This window comes from Rhodobacter sp. 4.3.4 (assembly GCF_058724655.1).
On sequence record NZ_JBZXDU010000004.1, the window covers coordinates 70,649 to 85,147 of the forward strand.

Annotated in this window: 19 protein-coding genes; 13 read left to right on the forward strand and 6 right to left on the reverse strand. The window is 64.7% G+C overall.

All coding sequences use genetic code 11. The features are described 5' to 3' along the window. Positions 1-10 precede the first annotated feature (10 nt). Together AC4PTB_RS19055 and AC4PTB_RS19060 are read left to right on the forward strand one after the other, a co-directional pair. Positions 11-643, forward strand: a complete 633-nt coding sequence (locus AC4PTB_RS19055; protein ID WP_492192785.1) for a hypothetical protein — start codon at positions 11-13, stop codon at positions 641-643. A 103-nt stretch (positions 644-746) separates the two neighbouring features. Then, complete coding sequence (locus AC4PTB_RS19060; RefSeq protein WP_492192786.1) at positions 747-983, forward strand: hypothetical protein; 237 nt, start codon at positions 747-749, stop codon at positions 981-983. A gap of 289 nt (positions 984-1,272) precedes the next feature. Here AC4PTB_RS19060 and AC4PTB_RS19065 read toward each other — a convergent pair whose 3' ends face one another. The 3 genes from AC4PTB_RS19065 to AC4PTB_RS19075 all read right to left on the reverse strand — a co-directional run bounded on the left by AC4PTB_RS19065 (position 1,273) and on the right by AC4PTB_RS19075 (position 3,833). Then, the gene (locus tag AC4PTB_RS19065) at positions 1,273-2,745 is read right to left on the reverse strand and encodes a multicopper oxidase family protein (protein ID WP_492192787.1); all 1,473 of its coding nucleotides are present in this window, start codon (positions 2,743-2,745) and stop codon (positions 1,273-1,275) included. Positions 2,746-2,795: 50 nt separating this feature from the next. Next, positions 2,796-3,128: a hypothetical protein gene (locus AC4PTB_RS19070; protein WP_492192788.1), complete on the reverse strand. Its 333-nt coding sequence runs from the start codon at positions 3,126-3,128 to the stop codon at positions 2,796-2,798. A 270-nt stretch (positions 3,129-3,398) separates the two neighbouring features. Beyond that, positions 3,399-3,833 (reverse strand): MerR family transcriptional regulator, encoded by a 435-nt coding sequence (locus tag AC4PTB_RS19075; RefSeq protein ID WP_492192789.1) that lies wholly within the window; start codon positions 3,831-3,833, stop codon positions 3,399-3,401. A 96-nt stretch (positions 3,834-3,929) separates the two neighbouring features. Between AC4PTB_RS19075 and AC4PTB_RS19080 the strand changes: the two genes are divergently transcribed. The 10 genes from AC4PTB_RS19080 to AC4PTB_RS19125 all read left to right on the forward strand — a co-directional run bounded on the left by AC4PTB_RS19080 (position 3,930) and on the right by AC4PTB_RS19125 (position 11,944). After that, positions 3,930-6,239 (forward strand): heavy metal translocating P-type ATPase, encoded by a 2,310-nt coding sequence (locus tag AC4PTB_RS19080; protein WP_492192790.1) that lies wholly within the window; start codon positions 3,930-3,932, stop codon positions 6,237-6,239. A 2-nt stretch (positions 6,240-6,241) separates the two neighbouring features. Then, the gene (locus AC4PTB_RS19085; protein ID WP_492192791.1) at positions 6,242-6,865 is read left to right on the forward strand and encodes a methyltransferase family protein; all 624 of its coding nucleotides are present in this window, start codon (positions 6,242-6,244) and stop codon (positions 6,863-6,865) included. Continuing rightward, complete coding sequence (gene lspA, locus AC4PTB_RS19090; protein WP_492192792.1) at positions 6,862-7,338, forward strand: signal peptidase II; 477 nt, start codon at positions 6,862-6,864, stop codon at positions 7,336-7,338. Before AC4PTB_RS19085 ends, lspA begins: the two co-directional genes overlap by 4 nt. Beyond that, positions 7,331-7,762: a disulfide bond formation protein B gene (locus AC4PTB_RS19095; protein WP_492192793.1), complete on the forward strand. Its 432-nt coding sequence runs from the start codon at positions 7,331-7,333 to the stop codon at positions 7,760-7,762. Before lspA ends, AC4PTB_RS19095 begins: the two co-directional genes overlap by 8 nt. Then, entirely contained in the window at positions 7,759-8,430 is a 672-nt protein-coding gene (locus AC4PTB_RS19100; RefSeq protein ID WP_492192794.1) for a DsbA family protein, read from the forward strand. The genes AC4PTB_RS19095 and AC4PTB_RS19100 overlap by 4 nt, the downstream gene beginning before the upstream one ends. Before the next feature lie 262 nt (positions 8,431-8,692). Continuing rightward, positions 8,693-9,241 carry an SCO family protein gene (locus AC4PTB_RS19105; RefSeq protein ID WP_492192795.1) on the forward strand — a complete coding sequence of 183 codons (549 nt, stop codon included), beginning with the start codon at positions 8,693-8,695 and terminating at the stop codon, positions 9,239-9,241. Beyond that, entirely contained in the window at positions 9,241-9,714 is a 474-nt protein-coding gene (locus tag AC4PTB_RS19110) for a copper chaperone PCu(A)C (RefSeq protein ID WP_492192796.1), read from the forward strand. Before AC4PTB_RS19105 ends, AC4PTB_RS19110 begins: the two co-directional genes overlap by 1 nt. Further along, positions 9,696-10,286, forward strand: coding sequence for an SCO family protein (locus tag AC4PTB_RS19115; RefSeq protein ID WP_492192797.1), 591 nt, complete (start codon positions 9,696-9,698; stop codon positions 10,284-10,286). Before AC4PTB_RS19110 ends, AC4PTB_RS19115 begins: the two co-directional genes overlap by 19 nt. Positions 10,287-10,295: 9 nt before the next feature. Further along, positions 10,296-11,471 carry a M23 family metallopeptidase gene (locus AC4PTB_RS19120; protein WP_492192798.1) on the forward strand — a complete coding sequence of 392 codons (1,176 nt, stop codon included), beginning with the start codon at positions 10,296-10,298 and terminating at the stop codon, positions 11,469-11,471. Then, complete coding sequence (locus tag AC4PTB_RS19125) at positions 11,468-11,944, forward strand: DUF411 domain-containing protein (protein ID WP_492192799.1); 477 nt, start codon at positions 11,468-11,470, stop codon at positions 11,942-11,944. Before AC4PTB_RS19120 ends, AC4PTB_RS19125 begins: the two co-directional genes overlap by 4 nt. A 52-nt stretch (positions 11,945-11,996) precedes the next feature. On the opposite strand, the gene AC4PTB_RS19130 is transcribed toward AC4PTB_RS19125, so the two are convergent. Genes AC4PTB_RS19130 through AC4PTB_RS19140 form a run of 3 tightly spaced genes read right to left on the reverse strand, consistent with a single transcriptional unit; the run spans position 11,997 to position 13,996 of the window. Beyond that, complete coding sequence (locus tag AC4PTB_RS19130) at positions 11,997-12,422, reverse strand: YqaA family protein (RefSeq protein WP_492192800.1); 426 nt, start codon at positions 12,420-12,422, stop codon at positions 11,997-11,999. Between the two features lie 7 nt (positions 12,423-12,429). Beyond that, complete coding sequence (locus tag AC4PTB_RS19135; protein WP_492192801.1) at positions 12,430-13,737, reverse strand: MFS transporter; 1,308 nt, start codon at positions 13,735-13,737, stop codon at positions 12,430-12,432. A 1-nt stretch (position 13,738) separates the two neighbouring features. Next, a complete protein-coding gene (locus tag AC4PTB_RS19140) occupies positions 13,739-13,996 on the reverse strand; it encodes a metal-sensing transcriptional repressor (RefSeq protein WP_492192802.1) in 258 nt (85 codons plus the stop codon). A 110-nt stretch (positions 13,997-14,106) separates the two neighbouring features. Between AC4PTB_RS19140 and AC4PTB_RS19145 the strand changes: the two genes are divergently transcribed. Then, positions 14,107-14,418, forward strand: a complete 312-nt coding sequence (locus tag AC4PTB_RS19145; protein WP_492192803.1) for a hypothetical protein — start codon at positions 14,107-14,109, stop codon at positions 14,416-14,418. The last annotated feature ends 81 nt before the right edge of the window (positions 14,419-14,499 follow it).

The window sequence follows — 14,499 nt, forward strand, 5'->3', positions numbered from 1 at the left end:
GAAACTGAAAATGACCCTGAAGAAGAACATCTCGACGCTTGCCCTTATCTCCATCCTCGGCCTGACGCTGGCCAGCCCCGGGTTTTCGCAGACCACGGGCGATATGGATGGTGACGGCGTGCCGGACGCCTCCGAGGTGCTGCTCGGCACCGATCCGATGGTGGCAGACACCGATGGCGACGGGCAGAACGATCTGGCTGATGCCGACCCCGCCTTCATGGCGAACCCGATCGACATGACCGGAGCTCCGGCCACTTTCGCGATCAAGGAGGCGCTGGTCGAGAACAACTATGACTATGCCGCCAAGAAGGACGCGACGGACCACCTTGAACTCCTGGTGACCAACTCGGGCAGCGCGGCCTTGTCCGGCTTCTCGATCTACTACAGCATCACGGACGCCGACACCGGCAAGGTCGAAGGCACCTTCCGCAAGCTTGACGGCTTCAGCATCCCCGCTGGTGGCGAGGCGCGGATCCACCTTGATGAGGGCACGGAAGCCGGGCATTTCCGCGCCAACCCGAACTCGATCTACATCACCAGCCAGGCGGCGAAGACGGTGACCTTCGTTCTGAAGGCCGATGGGCTTGCCCCCGTCAGCGTCGATGTCGCCAAAGACAAGGGCGGCGCCGAAGCGGCGGACTGAACTCAATGTAGTCCCTAGACGGGGACAGAACTCCACGACAAAACGCTGTGTATGCGCGGGGAAATTCCTCGCGCATACACACACCTGCAGGCATTCGACGAGAATGAGCAGGTATCTTCGCAATCCTGTCGTCACGGTTGCCGCCGGGATGCGCGCCGTGAACCATGAAAACAGCAACGTCGACGGCAGCGGCATTGATCATGATTGCCTGACGGGCGGAGCCACAGATGGGATGGCGGTGTTTGGCAGGCCTGCTCCCCTCCAGTCGGGGGACTTCTCGGCTCGGATCTTGATGTCGGGCTATTCGACCTTGCTGTCAGCGCCTTTTGAGGCCGCCTGACCGTTTCGGACGGCAACGGTACTGTCACAAGGCACGAGGCGGGCGAACTTTCGCGCTCTGCTCTCTGGTGATCCTTTACCCAGGTCAAACCGACGCGGGTGCGCCGACGCTACGTTTCAATTTCTCCAGATTGGCTTGATTGCCCGATGCCCCGAACAATCCAAGTCCTTGCCGGATACGCGACACCAATCGGCGCACCTGCAAGGGATCAGTCGCCTGCTTCCGTCGGCCGAGTCTGACCCGACACCATGTGTTGCGGCCTCGCCTGATGCGACGAGGCCGCCTCAGATCAGGCCGAAACGGCGAACTCGGTCATCATGCCAGTCGCAAGATGCGCCATGTGGTGGCAATGCAGCATCCAACGCGCCGCCTCGCCCGCATCCACCGCGACTGTGACCATGTTCATCGGAGGCACATGAACCGTGTCGCGGACGGCACCGGCAATCCGGTCCATGCCGACCCCCACGACCTGAAAACCGTGGCCGTGAAGGTGCATCGGATGGGCCATCATCGACATATTGTGGAAGGTGATCTCGACCCGGTCGCCCGATCTGGCGGTGACCGGCTCGTGATCAGCCCAGGTCTTGCCGTTGATCGTCCAGACATAGGGCATCATCGACCCGCCAAGCATCAGCATTGGCGAGGAAACCGGCTTTCGGTCGGGAAGCGGCGTGAGGGCGCGCAGGGAGGCTTCCTGCCGCAGATCGGAGCTGAAGGTCGGATGATCCGCCTCGGACATCTCGGCAACCTTTGCGACCTGCGCGCCCTTTGTTGCGAGGATGATCCCCGTCCGTTCGCGCGCGCCCTCGCGCAGAGCCAGGATCGGGAAGGCACCGCCTTCGGCAGGCAGGTCCACCTCGATGTCCAGACGCTGCCCCATCGCCAGACCGAACCGGCTGCCGGAAACCGGCTGCACCGGCTCGCCGTCGACGGCGACAAGGCGCGCCGTCAGCGCTCCGGCGTCGATCCAGAAGACTGTCGCGGCGGCGGCGTTGATCACCCGCAACAGGGCCCGACCGCCCTTGTCGATCTGAACCACCTCGGGGTCGGCCAGTGTCCGGTCATTGGCCAGATAGGCGTCGAAAGCGAAATCGTTCAGATCCATCGCCATTCCCCCCATGCCCGACATGTCCCCGTGGGCCATGCCGTTCATGTTGCCCATGTCCATGCCCTGCATGGCGGTCCCGCCGATCTTGCCGTGGTCCATGCCGGCCATCGCATTGCCTCCGGTGATCTCGGCCAGAACCTCGGACGGTGCCCGGAACGAGAAGTCATGGAGGAACAGCGTCACCTCCTGACGGTCGGCGGCAACGTCTTCGGGGCGGCGCACGATCAAAGGTGCGGCCAGCAGACGCATTTCGTGTTCGGGGATATGGGCATGCATCCAATGCGTCCCGGGACGCGGCGCGAAGTCATAGGTACGGGCCTCGCCGGGCTTCAGCATGGGCATCGGCACGTCCGGCACACCGTCCTGCGCGTTGGGAGGGATTTGCCCGTGCCAGTGGATCAGCGTCGGCTGGTCAAGCTGGTTGGTCAGATCAACCACGAAATTCTGACCGGGCTCCAGAACCAGGCCGAGCCGGTCGTTCGGGCCCAACAGCCCCCAGACCGTCGCAACCCTTCCGTTCACCTCGATCGTGCGGGTGGTGGCGCGCAAAGCGAGGCGCGAGGATTGAGCCCGGGCCCTGGCGGGCAGCATCAGCGAAGCGGACAGGGCCGCAGAAGCGGCAAGAAAGCCGCGGCGGGTAAAATCAGGCGACATGTGGATCTCCGTGGTCGCGAATGTCAGGACAAGGGGCAAAGCCCCGGTTCTCAACCTGCGACGGCTTTCGGAGGTGGCCCGGTCGGCGTCGGGCCACGTGACAGCGGCACCCTGCCGAGTGCCGGTTTCAGTCGGACCGCAGGACTGATATCCCGCAAAGGCGCGGCCAGAACAGGCAGGATCGCCAGAAGGGCAAGACAATGCTGCATGCAATATCCCGCCGCCGCCTTGGCCTTGCCACTATCCATTTCCGCCGGGGACATGGACATCATCGAGGCATGCAGTGCCATGGTCCGGGCGCCGGCCATGGAAGGTTGCGGCGTGGAGCCGCAGAGCACGGCCACGACAAGCAGGATGCGCGAAAGGACGATCCAGAACCTCATGCGGTCGCGTAGCAGGTTGCGCCCTGACTGTCATATGACAAATACGTTGCCCCGACTTCGCTAGAAGCAGCAACGGTGCCGCGTCGGAGCGAAAGCATGCCATGCCGCTGTAACCTCGCAAACTCCGGCGTAGCGGAATGATGCGATCAACGGTGCTCACGCCAAGATCGGAGGGAGCGAGCTGCGATATCAGGAGCCGCAATCCCGGCACCCGGAACGGACCAGCGTAGGCTTGGATCGGTTCGCTTTGCCTCTGGGGCTGAGTGCCGCTTAGCCGTGGTCGGCCAGCGCCCCGTGTTCATGCGCGCATTGAGAGTGATCGCCCAGCACTTCGATCACGCGACAGTCGGAAATCGTGCCGCAGGCGCATTGGTCCACCATCCGCTCCAATTCCGCCTCCAGCGCACGCAGCCGGTTGATTCTGGCCTTTGTGGCCGCCAGTTGCGACTTGGCGATGGCATCGGCCGCCGCACAAGACTGGTCGGGGTTGTCCGACAAGCTGAGAAGATCGCGGATCGCGTCCAGAGGGAACCCCAACTCGCGCGCATGGCGAACAAAGGCCAGCCGGTCCAGTGTTGCATTCGGGTATAGCCGCTGGTTGCCAGAGCTGCGGTCAGGTTCGGGCAATAGGCCGATCTGTTCGTAATAGCGAATCGTCGGCACCTTCACCCCGGCCGCGAGCCCAAGTTTTCCGATCGTCAGCATCAAAATCCCTCTTGATCCTCTAGTTGCTAGAGACATTAGGTTCCTGATTCGATGGTGGCAAGCCCTGCACGGGCCCGCCCAAAGAAGGGGGCCGGAATGGCACAGGATGAACGGGCAACGGACAGCACCTGCGAATGGTCGATTTCGGGCATGGACTGCGGGTCCTGTGCCACCAAGATCAAAGATGCAGTGGCGCGACTTCCGGGCGTCAGCGATGTCAGCGTCACGCTGATGTCCGAAAAGCTGAAGCTGAAACTTGCGGACGGCACGACCGGGCGCGATCGGGTCGAAGAGGTGGTGAAGTCGCTGGGTTACGGCATCGCGCCGCGCGGTTCCGCTGCGCCGAAGAAGAAGGGTTTCGTGTTGCCCGAAGCCTCGGCAAAGGCGCATGACCACGATCACTCCGACGACGATGGCCACGATCATGGGCACGATCACTCTGACGACGACGGTCACGACCATCACCCCAAGGCCGGGCGAGACGATAGCGGTCACGGCAGCCCGGGCCATGTCCACGACGATCCGGCCGACCGGGGCAAGCGCTGGTTCCAGACCGGCAAGGGCAAGCTGGTGATCTTCACCGCTGTTTTGCTGGGCGCGGCCTGGGCGGTGGAATTCCTGTTCCCGGGTCAGATCGGCTCCTGGGCCTTTGTCGCCGCTTGCGTGATCGGCGTTGCCCCCGTTGCCCGCCGCGCCTTTGCCGCCGCACGGATGGGGCAGATCTTCACCATCGAAAGCCTGATGACCATTGCCGCCATCGGCGCCTTGTTCATCGGGGCGGCAGAAGAGGCGGCTCTGGTCGTGTTCCTGTTTGCCGTGGGCGAGGTGCTGGAGGGCGTCGCCGCCAACAAGGCGCGCGACGGCATCCGGGCGCTGGCCAATCTGGTGCCCAAGACGGCCCTGCTGGTCGAGGGCGACAAGACGCGTGAGGTTGCAGCCGAAACCCTGACGGTCGGCCAGATCGTGCTGGCCCGGCCCGGAGACCGGATTCCGGCGGATGGCGAGATTGTCGACGGCACAAGCGGAGTCGATGACAGCCCCGTAACGGGCGAAAGCGTGCCGGTCACCAAGGGGCCGGGGGCAGCGGTCTTTGCCGGGTCGATCAACACCGAGGCCGCCCTGCGCATCCGCGTGACCAAGGGGCCAGAGGACAACACCATTTCCCGCATCATCCGGCTGGTCGAAGAGGCAGAAGAGGCCCGTGCGCCGACCGAACGCTTCATCGACCGCTTCAGCCGCTGGTACATGCCGCTGATCGTGGTGCTGTCGGCGCTGGTGATCGTGGTGCCGCCGCTGACGATGGGAGCGCCGTGGGAGACATGGATCTACCGCGGCCTGACCCTGCTCTTGATCGGTTGTCCCTGCGCATTGGTGATCTCTGTTCCGGCCTCCATCGCTTCGGCGCTGTCGGCGGGTGCAAAGCGTGGTCTTCTCATGAAAGGCGGCGCGGTTATCGAGGCGGCGGCGAAGGTAACCGCTGTGGCCTTCGACAAGACCGGCACGCTGACGCATGGCCGCCCTCAGGTGACCGAGGTGGTGCCGACGGGGCCCACCCCCGAGGCAGAGGTAGTGCGACTTGGGGCAGCGGTCGAAGCCGGATCCAGCCATCCTTTGGCGCTTGCAATCTTGAAGCGGGCGGAGGGCATGGCGCTACCAGCTGCCACGGACTCCAAAGCAATTATGGGAAAAGGTGTCACAGCCAAAGTCGAGGGGCGCGACCTGACGGTCTCCAGTCCGCGTTATGCCGCTGAACGGGGCGCGCTTCAGGGCGACTGGATCCGTCGCGCGACTGCGCTGGAGGAAGAAGGCAAGACTGTCGCCGTGTTGTTCGAGGGCGCCTCGGCGCTTGGGCTCATCGCCATGCGCGACGAGCCGCGAACCGATGCCACGGAGGCGGTCCGCCAGCTTCGCGCCATGGGCATCACGCCCACGATCCTGACAGGTGACAATCCCCGCACCGCTGCGGCCATTGCGACAAGTCTCGGCACCGAATTCCGCGCCGAGATGCTGCCTGAGGACAAACTGAGCGTGATCCGCGACATGGGCGCGCAAGGCGGGGTTATGATGGTAGGCGACGGCATCAACGATGCTCCTGCGCTGAAGCAAGCCACGGTCGGCGTGGCAATGGGCTCGGGCACAGATGTGGCGCTGGAAACTGCCGATGCCGCGATCCTGCGCGACCGGGTCACGGACATCCCGACCAAGATCCGACTGGCGCGCGCCACCATGGCCAACATTCGCCAGAATGTGGCCATCGCGCTTGGGCTGAAAGGGGTGTTCCTGGTGACGACTGTGTTCGGTCTGACCGGGCTTTGGCTGGCGATCCTGGCCGATACCGGCGCCACTGTGCTGGTGACGCTGAACGCCTTGCGCCTCCTGGCCTACAACCCGGAAAAAGGCGCCTGACCATGCTGCATGCCTTCGGCTGGGCGGCGCTGATCGTTCTTGGCACCTATCTCTGCCTGTTCTTCTGGGGCGGCACCTTGGCTGCCCGGGCTGCCGGGCGTGGCATCTGGCTGTTCGGTGCCGCCACCGGGCGCGACCGTTTGGCCGCGTTCGGGTTCAGTCTGACCTTCGCCCTGTCCTTTGCGGGGCCTTTGCTGTGGTTGATCGTGCCCGCCCTTCACAAATCCGATCCTCTGTGGACTGAAGGACGGATGACGGCAATTGGCCTCATGGGGCTGGGCCTTGCGGCGGTCGGGGCGATGGTTGCCTTTGCGGCGCAGATGTCGATGGGCGCATCCTGGCGCGTGGGTGTGCGGCCGGGCGAGACCGGAGCGTTGGTTCAGGGGGGGCTCTTTCGGTTCAGCCGCAACCCGACCTTTCTCGGGCAGTTCATCCTTCTGTCAGGCGTGGCCCTTGCTATCCCGGCCCTGCCCACCCTTGCCGGAGCAATCCTGTTCTTCAGGTCCGCCACCCTGCAGATTCAGTCCGAGGAACAGGTGCTGGCCGCCAGCAACGGCGCCGCGTATCAGGCGTTTTGCAGCGCGGTTCCCCGCTGGATCGGGTTTCCAAGCGGGGGCAGGACATGAAGCGCTGGCAACTGGCGCTGATCGGGCTGATGGCCCTTGGCGTGGATCAGGCCACAAAGGCGACCGCACTCGCCTCGCTTGCGCAAGGAGAGCCGGTTCCGGTCCTGCCCGGTTTCAACCTGACGCTGGGTTTCAACACCGGGGCGAGTTTCGGGATGCTGTCGGGGGTGACGCAGGATACGCCTCTGGCCATGGCGGCATTGACCGGCGCCATCACGCTTGTACTTGTCGTGCTGGCGCTGCGTGCCCGCAACCCGTGGGAAGCCGCCGGTTTCGCGCTGGTGGTCGGCGGAAGCCTTGGCAACATCCTGGACCGACTGCGGCGGGGGGCTGTCACGGATTTTCTGGACCTGTACTGGCAGGCTTGGCACTGGCCAACCTTCAACATGGCGGATGTGGCGATCTTTATCGGGGCTGTCCTGATCCTGGTGTCCGCTTTGCCTGCTTTCCGAAAGACTCACGACCATGTCTGATACGCTTGCCCCCCGCGCCCAGACCACTTTGATGCTGGCCTTCCTGATAGCCCTTGGCGCGACGCTCGGCGCCCTCTTCATCGGCGAGGTGCTGGGCCGGATGCCCTGCACCTTGTGCTGGTATCAGCGCATCGCCATGTTCCCGCTGGTGGTAATCCTGGGGCTGGCGGCGCTGCGTGACGATCCGGGCGCAAGACTGCCTGCCGCGATCCTCGCGCTTGTCGGGCTGGCTGTGGCGATCTGGCATTCCGGCCTTTATGCCGGGATCATCCCGAAGGCGATCGCGCCCTGCACCAAGGATGGCCCCTCTTGCACCGATGCGGCGGCGCAGACCGTGCTGGGCCTTCCCTTGCCCTATCTCTCGCTTCTGGCCTTTGCCGCCATTCTTGCCTGTCTGACCCAAGTGAAAGGAAACCGCACATGAACCGCCGGACCCTGATGATTGGCGCGTCGGCCCTTGGGGTTGCCGCCTTTGCCGGTGGCGCCCTTTACGTCAACCGCCAGCGCGCAGCCGAAACCGCAGCCGCTGCCACTGAGGCCGCCGCCGCGCCGCCAACCGAAGAAACCTTGCTGATTCGTCCTCACTCTCCGATCCTTGGTCCGGCCGAAGCGCCCGTCACCCTCGTTGAATTCTTCGACCCCTCTTGCGAGGCCTGCCGCGCCTTTCACCCGGTGGTCGAGGCCTTACGCAAGGAATTCCCGACGGAATTGCGCGTCGTGTTGCGCTATACGCCGTTCCACAAGGGATCGGACGAGGCTGTCCGCATTCTGGAAGCTGCGCGGATGCAGAACAAGTTTGAACATGTGCTGAATGCCTTGTTCGAGAAGCAACCGGACTGGGCGCTGCATGACGGGCCGGATTTGGAAAAGGCCTGGCGCATTGCCGGGGCCACGGGCATGGATCTGGTGAAGGGCAAAACCGACGGCCTGTTCCCCGGCACGACCGCGGTCCTCAATCAGGACATGGCCGACCTGACCGCGCTTGGCATCGAGCAGACCCCTACCTTCTATCTGGACGGTCGCAAGCTGGTGGATGTCAGCTTCGAAAGCTTGCAAGCCGACATCCGCGCCGCAGCGAAAGCTGCGCCCTGACTTTTGGTCCGGTCGGCAAAGGCGGCCACGTCTTCTGCTGGCGCTGAGGCTGAGTCCTTTCGTCTGGATCGACTTCGCGGTGTCAGCGCCTCGGCCAATGGTCACGGCGCTGACAGTCAAACGCCGTGGCCGGTTTCCGCCGCCCTGCCCCAACATCACCATCCCGTGACTTGAAGCTCAAGTCGCTAGAGGGTCTAGACGCGCCGGACAGGAGACGGCAAACATGACACGAGTACCGCTATTGCGAAAAATCTTGTGGGGTATGGTCGTTCTGACGGCCATCGGCGCGGTCATCCTCCAGTTGCGTCAGCCCGCCCCCCGGGTCGAGGCCGCCTTTCGACCGGAATTCTCGCTGGCCGATGCTGCCGGCAAGATCCGCACCAATGCCGAGTTTCGCGGCCGCTATCTGCTGGTGTTCTTCGGCTTTACCAATTGCCCCGATGTCTGCCCGACCACGTTGGCCGAGGTCGCTCAGGTCATGGAGGGTCTGGAAACGCAGGCCGCAAAGGTGCAGCCCCTGTTCATTTCGGTCGATCCCGAACGTGACCGGCGATTGGGCCTGACGGAATTCACGGCCGCTTTTCACCCGTCGATCCTTGGGCTTGCGGGGGATGATACCGCCACACGGGCCGCCGCCGACAGTTTCAAGATCTTCTTCGAGCGTGAGCCGGATGCCGCCGCGCCCGATGGCTATACGATGTCGCACAATCCGGGGCTTTACCTGATTGGACCCGAAGGCGACTGGTTGCGCCAGTATGACTACGGCACCCCGGCCACCGAAATTCTTGCTGATCTGAAATCGAGGCTCTAATGCGAAACATTCTTCTTGGTGGCCTGACCCTGGCGCTGTTTGCCGGCGCGGCGCAGGGTTGCGAAACCGTCACGCTCGGCGATTTGTCCATCGGACATGCCTGGTCGCGCGCCACCATCGGCGCAGGCCGACCGGCTGTCTTCTATGTCGAGATTACCAATGCTGGGGCGGCTGACGATGCTCTGACCGCGATTGCGACACCAGCTGCCACCATGTCGATGCTGCATGAAACCGTGGTCACGGATGGCGTGGCGTCGATGCCCCATGCCATGAGCGTGCCGGTTCTGGCGGGCCAAACCACCGAACTGGCCCCCGGCGGCTATCACGGGATGCTGATGGGCCTGACCTCGGCGCTGAAAGAAGGCGACAGCTTTCCCGTCACTCTGACCTTCGCCAAGGCCGGCGCGGTGACAGTCAATGTCGAGGTGCTGTCGCTGCGTGCCGAGGGGCCGGAATGCGACGACGCCAACTGATCCTGTCGCTTGCAGGGGTCGCGGTGGCTGCGACGGGCACTCTGGCGCTCGGTGCCTGGCGCAGTCGGGTCGTGCCGGACGACAAGCTGCCCTTGCCGCTGACCGCCATGTCCTGGCGCCTGACGGACCATCGCGGGCAGGAGGTGACGCCAGCGGCCTGGATCGGTCGCCCCGCTCTGGTGTTCTTCGGCTTCACCTTCTGCCCCGATGTCTGCCCGATCACGCTGATCGACATTTCGGGTTGGCTGGAGGCGCTTGGGCCGGACGCCGACCGGCTAACCGTCGCGCTGATCACGGTAGACCCCGAGCGGGACACGCCCGAGGTGCTGGCCGATTACGTCGCGAATTTCGATCCCCGCATCACCGGCCTGTCCGGCAGCGCCGCGGACACCGCGCGTGTCGCCGCCGCGTTCCGGGTGCGCTACGAGAAAATCGCGCGCGACGATGACTACACCATGAACCACACCGCTGGTGTCTTCCTGTTCTACCCGGACGGGCGCTTCGCCAGCATCATCGATTTCCACGAGGACCGCCGCTTCGCCCTGCCGAAGATCCGGCGCATCCTGACCTGAGGCTCCCGCATGATCCGCCACCAGATCGCCATCGCCCTGCTTTGCACACTTGCGCTGTTTTCCGGCTCTGCCTTCGCCGATCCTCCCATGCGCCATGCGACGATCATGCCTTCGGGCTTCATGACCATCAAAAGCGGCGACACGCTCGATGCTGTGCTTTCGTCCGCAGGAATCGACGGCAATGACCGGGCCGCAGCGGTGCTGGCCTTGACCGGCGTCTATGAACTTTCTGAACTGAAGCCCGGCCACCGGATCGCATGGACGACACGGCCCGGGGCACCGGCAAGCCTGCGTTCTCTGACCCTTTCCGTCGATGATGGCGTAGAGATCGCCCTGACCTTCACGGCCGGTGTCGCGGTGGAGCGCCGGGATCCAACGATCGTAGCGGTGGATCGCAAGGAAACCCTGACCCTGGATGCGACGCTGTACGAGGCCCTCGTCGCGCGCGATGCGCCGGAACGGTTCGCGGTCGATCTCGTTGCCCTTCTTGCCGGACAAGTCGATTTCCGACGCGATCTGCAAGGGGGCGAAACCTTCGCTCTCGCCTGGCAGGAGGACCGGCTGCCCAATGGGACAATCGTCGGCGAGCCGCGGCTGCAATACGCGCGTCTGACGCTGAATGGCCGGTCATTGGAGCTGGTTGCAACCTCAGCGGCGGGTCCGGTTCTGGTGTTCGAAAACGGCGAGATCGTCCAGAGATCGGCCCCGCCGATCCTGGGGGCGCGGCTGTCATCGGTCTTTGGCAAGCGCAATCATCCCGTGCTGGGCGGGGTCCGAATGCACACCGGCATCGACTTTGCGGCCCCCACGGGAACCGAGGTGAGCGCCACCGGTGCGGGACGCGTGGCATTTGCCGGGACGATCCGAGGTTATGGATTGACGGTGGACATCGACCATGGCGGCGGGGTCGTCACGCGCTATGCCCATCTGTCATCCATCGCAAGGGACGTGCAGCCCGGGCAACGCGTGAAGCCCGGCGACCTGGTGGGGGCCGTTGGTGCCACCGGCCTCGTCAGCGGTCCCAACTTGCACTACGAAGTGCGTCTGGATGGCAAACCCGTCGACCCGATGGACCGCGACGCGATCCCGGAACAGACAAACGTGTCTGCGGAAGACCTTGCCGCGCTGGACGGCTGGCGAAAGGCCATGGGATACCAAGCCAGTCAACAAGGAGTGAAGGGATGACCATAGAGACCCTGAACCGCCGCAAGGCGCTGATCCTGATCGGAAGTGCCGCCCTGGTGCCGCCTGGCGCGGCACGGGCGAAAGAACGGCCCGCCATTCATGTCGTCAAGGGAACTGGTTGCGAATGCTGCGAGGCTTGGGTCGCCTATCTGCGGGACCAAGGCTTTGCCGTAACCGACGAAGAGCGCTTCGGGACCCTGTTGATCGGCTTCAAGACCGGCTTGGGCATCCCGCCTGCCGTCTTCTCTTGCCATACTGGCGTGGTGGACGGCTATGCGCTGGAGGGCCATGTTCCCGCCGCCGAGATCGACCGTCTGCTGACCGAAAGACCCGACGCCATCGGGCTCGCCGTTCCGGGCATGCCCTATGGGTCGCCCGGCATGGGATCGGAAGACAGCCGCGAGGCCTATGACGTGCTGTTGATCCTGCGCGATGGCTCGACCAGTGTCTTCGCTCAGTATGGAGCGCTATGAGCCCAGCGGTTTCGGGCGGGCTGTGTTCGGCAGCCAAAGAAGACGGCCGAGGTCAGGCGACCCCCAGCACCGCCGCCGCCAGCAGGACATACCGACCGCCCTTGGCAATCGTCACCAGACACAGGAACCGCCAGAGGGGCTCACGCAGGGTGCCGGCGGCCACCGTCAGCGGGTCGCCGATCAGCGGCACCCAGGCGGCAAGAAGGCTCCAGTAGCCCCACCGCCGATACCAGTCCGACACCTGCTTGAGGCGCATCGGCGAAACCGGGAACCAGCGCCGATCGGACAATTCCGCCGCGCCTCGGCCCAAGAGCCAGTTGACGACCGACCCCAGTACATTGCCCGTGGTCGCGACGGCCACCACCGCCCAGACTGGATAACTGCCAGACGCGACCATGGCGGCCAGCACAAGCTCGGACTGCGCCGGGATCAGCGTGGCCGCCAGAAACGCGGCGAGAAACAGGCCGGAAAGCACCATCGACGTCTTACGCCACGCGCGGCCAGCGGCGATGCAGGTCATCGATGACGATGGCATGGGTGTGGGCCGGGCCGTGCCCGGTCAGATGCGGGTGGTCAGGAGGCAAGTCGGCGTGGTCATGCGGCAGGATGGCCTCGTCACGGGCAGGCCAGAGGTTCAGGACCGCGACCAGACCTGCCGCCCCCACCGCGGCCAAGACCAGCGCCGCCACCGACAGCCCTGCCCCTGCGCCGATCCAGCCCGCCAGCGGATAGGTCACAAGCCAGCAGGCGTGGCTCAGCGCAAATTGCGCGGCAAAGACCGCGCCCCGGTCCGCCTCATGGGCCGAGCGGTGGATGATCCGCCCGATGGGGGTCTGGGTCAGCGAGAAGCCAAAGCCGATCAACGCCCAAAGGGCGATCAGCGCGGCAAGGCTGCCTACCAGTGGCACCAGCGCCACGCCCGCGACCATCAAGGCGGCGCCGCCGATCATCACCGGGCGGTCCGCCAGCCGCCGGAGGATGCGCGGCAGAAGGAAGGCCGCCAGCATCGACCCCGCACCAAAGCCCGCGAAGGTCAGCGCCACGGATTCCTCGCCCAACCCCAGTCGCGCCTGCACCAGGACAACGGTGTTGACGTAGACCATAGCGCCAGCGGCAGCGACTGCGGCCTCCATCACCATCAGCCCGCGCAGGCGCGGCGTTCGGGTGTAGATTCGGACGCCCTTTGTGACATCGGCCCAGAAATGGCCGGGCTCTCCCCTGGCCCGCGCCGGAAGGCGTGCCGTCACCACCAGAAGCGCCGAGCCGATGAACCCCGCTACGGTTCCCGCGAACAGCACCGGAAAGCTGACCACAGTCAGCAGCGCCGCAGCGAGGATGGGAGAGGCGAGCTGCTCCAGATCCTCGGCCAGCCGCAGAAGGGAAAGGGCGTTGGTATAGTCTTCCTCGTCCTTCAGCACGTCGGGGATCACCGCCTGGAAGGCTGGCGTGAACCCGGCCGAGGCTGCCTGCAACAGGAAGATCAGCAGGTAGACCTGCCAGACCTCAGTCACGAAGGGCAGAAAGGCGATGACGCCGGCGCGGATCAGGTCCAGCGCGACAAGGAAGGCCCGTCGAGGAAGGCGCTCGGCCACCGCAGCGGCGATGGGAGCAAGGGTGACATAGGCCACCATCTTGATCGCCAGTGCCGTGCCCAGGACCGCGCCCGCGTCTTTACCCGCAAGGTGCCAGGCCAGGAGGCCAAGCGCCACGGTGGCAAGGCCGGTGCCGACCAGCGCGACGAACTGCGCGGCGAAAAGATGGCGGAAGGTCGGGTTCTTCAGTGTGGAGAACATTTCAGAGGAGCTTTGTCAGGGCCTTGATCTCGGTCAGGGCATGCCCATCTCCGTCGCCAAGGCAGTGGTCGATATGGTCGTGGATCAGCGCCCGCTTCGCCTCGGCGACGGCGCGTTCGACGGCTTGCAGCTGCGTGGCAAGATCAAGGCAGGGTCTCCCCTCCTCGATCATGCCGATGACGCGGCGCAAATGCCCCTCGGCGCGCTTCAGCCGGGTGGCGATGGCGGGGTGGCTTGCATGGGTGTGATCTTCTGGCATATACCGATGGTAACCCCCCCGGGGGGATGAGGCAAGAAGCGAAGCGGGGTCAACCCCGAAGGACAGTGATGCGTGCAGCAGAACCAGCATGGCGGGGGTTAGGGGCGCTTTTGGCGACCTTATGTCTTGCCCTGTCGCTGGCCGTCGCGCCAGCCCTTGAGACCGTGAAGCATGGTCCCGGCGCTATGGCCGCCGAGGCCGATCACCGGGCCTATCATGTCGAGCATGGCCATTCGCACAATATCGCAGGGTCGGATCATCACGATTCCAGCGACCACGATCACGTCAGTGTGGCGCTGCTTGTGGTCCCCGCGGCGGATATCCCCCCGCCACCTGAGCGGATCCTACGCCCGGACCCCCTTGTGGCCTCCGACACCATCCGTGACGGCCCGCGACGGCCACCCCGACTGACGCTGATCTGAGCCGCCGCCCGGCATCCCGGGCGGTCCGATCTATCACGTCAGGAAACAACACATGACACAGATTTTCCGGGCGCAGTGGCG

Bases quoted from the DNA above. Each gene is read 5' to 3' on its own strand.
- lspA (WP_492192792.1), top strand. From the start codon at position 6,862: ATGAAGCGCTGGCAACTGGCGCTGATCGGGCTGATGGCCCTTGGCGTG.
- AC4PTB_RS19080 (WP_492192790.1), top strand. From the start codon at position 3,930: ATGGCACAGGATGAACGGGCAACGGACAGCACCTGCGAATGGTCGATT.
- AC4PTB_RS19135 (WP_492192801.1), bottom strand. From the start codon at position 13,737: ATGTTCTCCACACTGAAGAACCCGACCTTCCGCCATCTTTTCGCCGCG.
- AC4PTB_RS19060 (WP_492192786.1), top strand. From the start codon at position 747: ATGAGCAGGTATCTTCGCAATCCTGTCGTCACGGTTGCCGCCGGGATG.
- AC4PTB_RS19055 (WP_492192785.1), top strand. From the start codon at position 11: ATGACCCTGAAGAAGAACATCTCGACGCTTGCCCTTATCTCCATCCTC.
- AC4PTB_RS19130 (WP_492192800.1), bottom strand. From the start codon at position 12,422: ATGGTGCTTTCCGGCCTGTTTCTCGCCGCGTTTCTGGCGGCCACGCTG.
- AC4PTB_RS19070 (WP_492192788.1), bottom strand. From the start codon at position 3,128: ATGAGGTTCTGGATCGTCCTTTCGCGCATCCTGCTTGTCGTGGCCGTG.
- AC4PTB_RS19125 (WP_492192799.1), top strand. From the start codon at position 11,468: ATGACCATAGAGACCCTGAACCGCCGCAAGGCGCTGATCCTGATCGGA.
- AC4PTB_RS19075 (WP_492192789.1), bottom strand. From the start codon at position 3,833: ATGCTGACGATCGGAAAACTTGGGCTCGCGGCCGGGGTGAAGGTGCCG.
- AC4PTB_RS19100 (WP_492192794.1), top strand. From the start codon at position 7,759: ATGAACCGCCGGACCCTGATGATTGGCGCGTCGGCCCTTGGGGTTGCC.
- AC4PTB_RS19110 (WP_492192796.1), top strand. From the start codon at position 9,241: ATGCGAAACATTCTTCTTGGTGGCCTGACCCTGGCGCTGTTTGCCGGC.
- AC4PTB_RS19105 (WP_492192795.1), top strand. From the start codon at position 8,693: ATGGTCGTTCTGACGGCCATCGGCGCGGTCATCCTCCAGTTGCGTCAG.
- AC4PTB_RS19120 (WP_492192798.1), top strand. From the start codon at position 10,296: ATGATCCGCCACCAGATCGCCATCGCCCTGCTTTGCACACTTGCGCTG.
- AC4PTB_RS19085 (WP_492192791.1), top strand. From the start codon at position 6,242: ATGCTGCATGCCTTCGGCTGGGCGGCGCTGATCGTTCTTGGCACCTAT.
- AC4PTB_RS19065 (WP_492192787.1), bottom strand. From the start codon at position 2,745: ATGTCGCCTGATTTTACCCGCCGCGGCTTTCTTGCCGCTTCTGCGGCC.
- AC4PTB_RS19140 (WP_492192802.1), bottom strand. From the start codon at position 13,996: ATGCCAGAAGATCACACCCATGCAAGCCACCCCGCCATCGCCACCCGG.
- AC4PTB_RS19115 (WP_492192797.1), top strand. From the start codon at position 9,696: ATGCGACGACGCCAACTGATCCTGTCGCTTGCAGGGGTCGCGGTGGCT.
- AC4PTB_RS19095 (WP_492192793.1), top strand. From the start codon at position 7,331: ATGTCTGATACGCTTGCCCCCCGCGCCCAGACCACTTTGATGCTGGCC.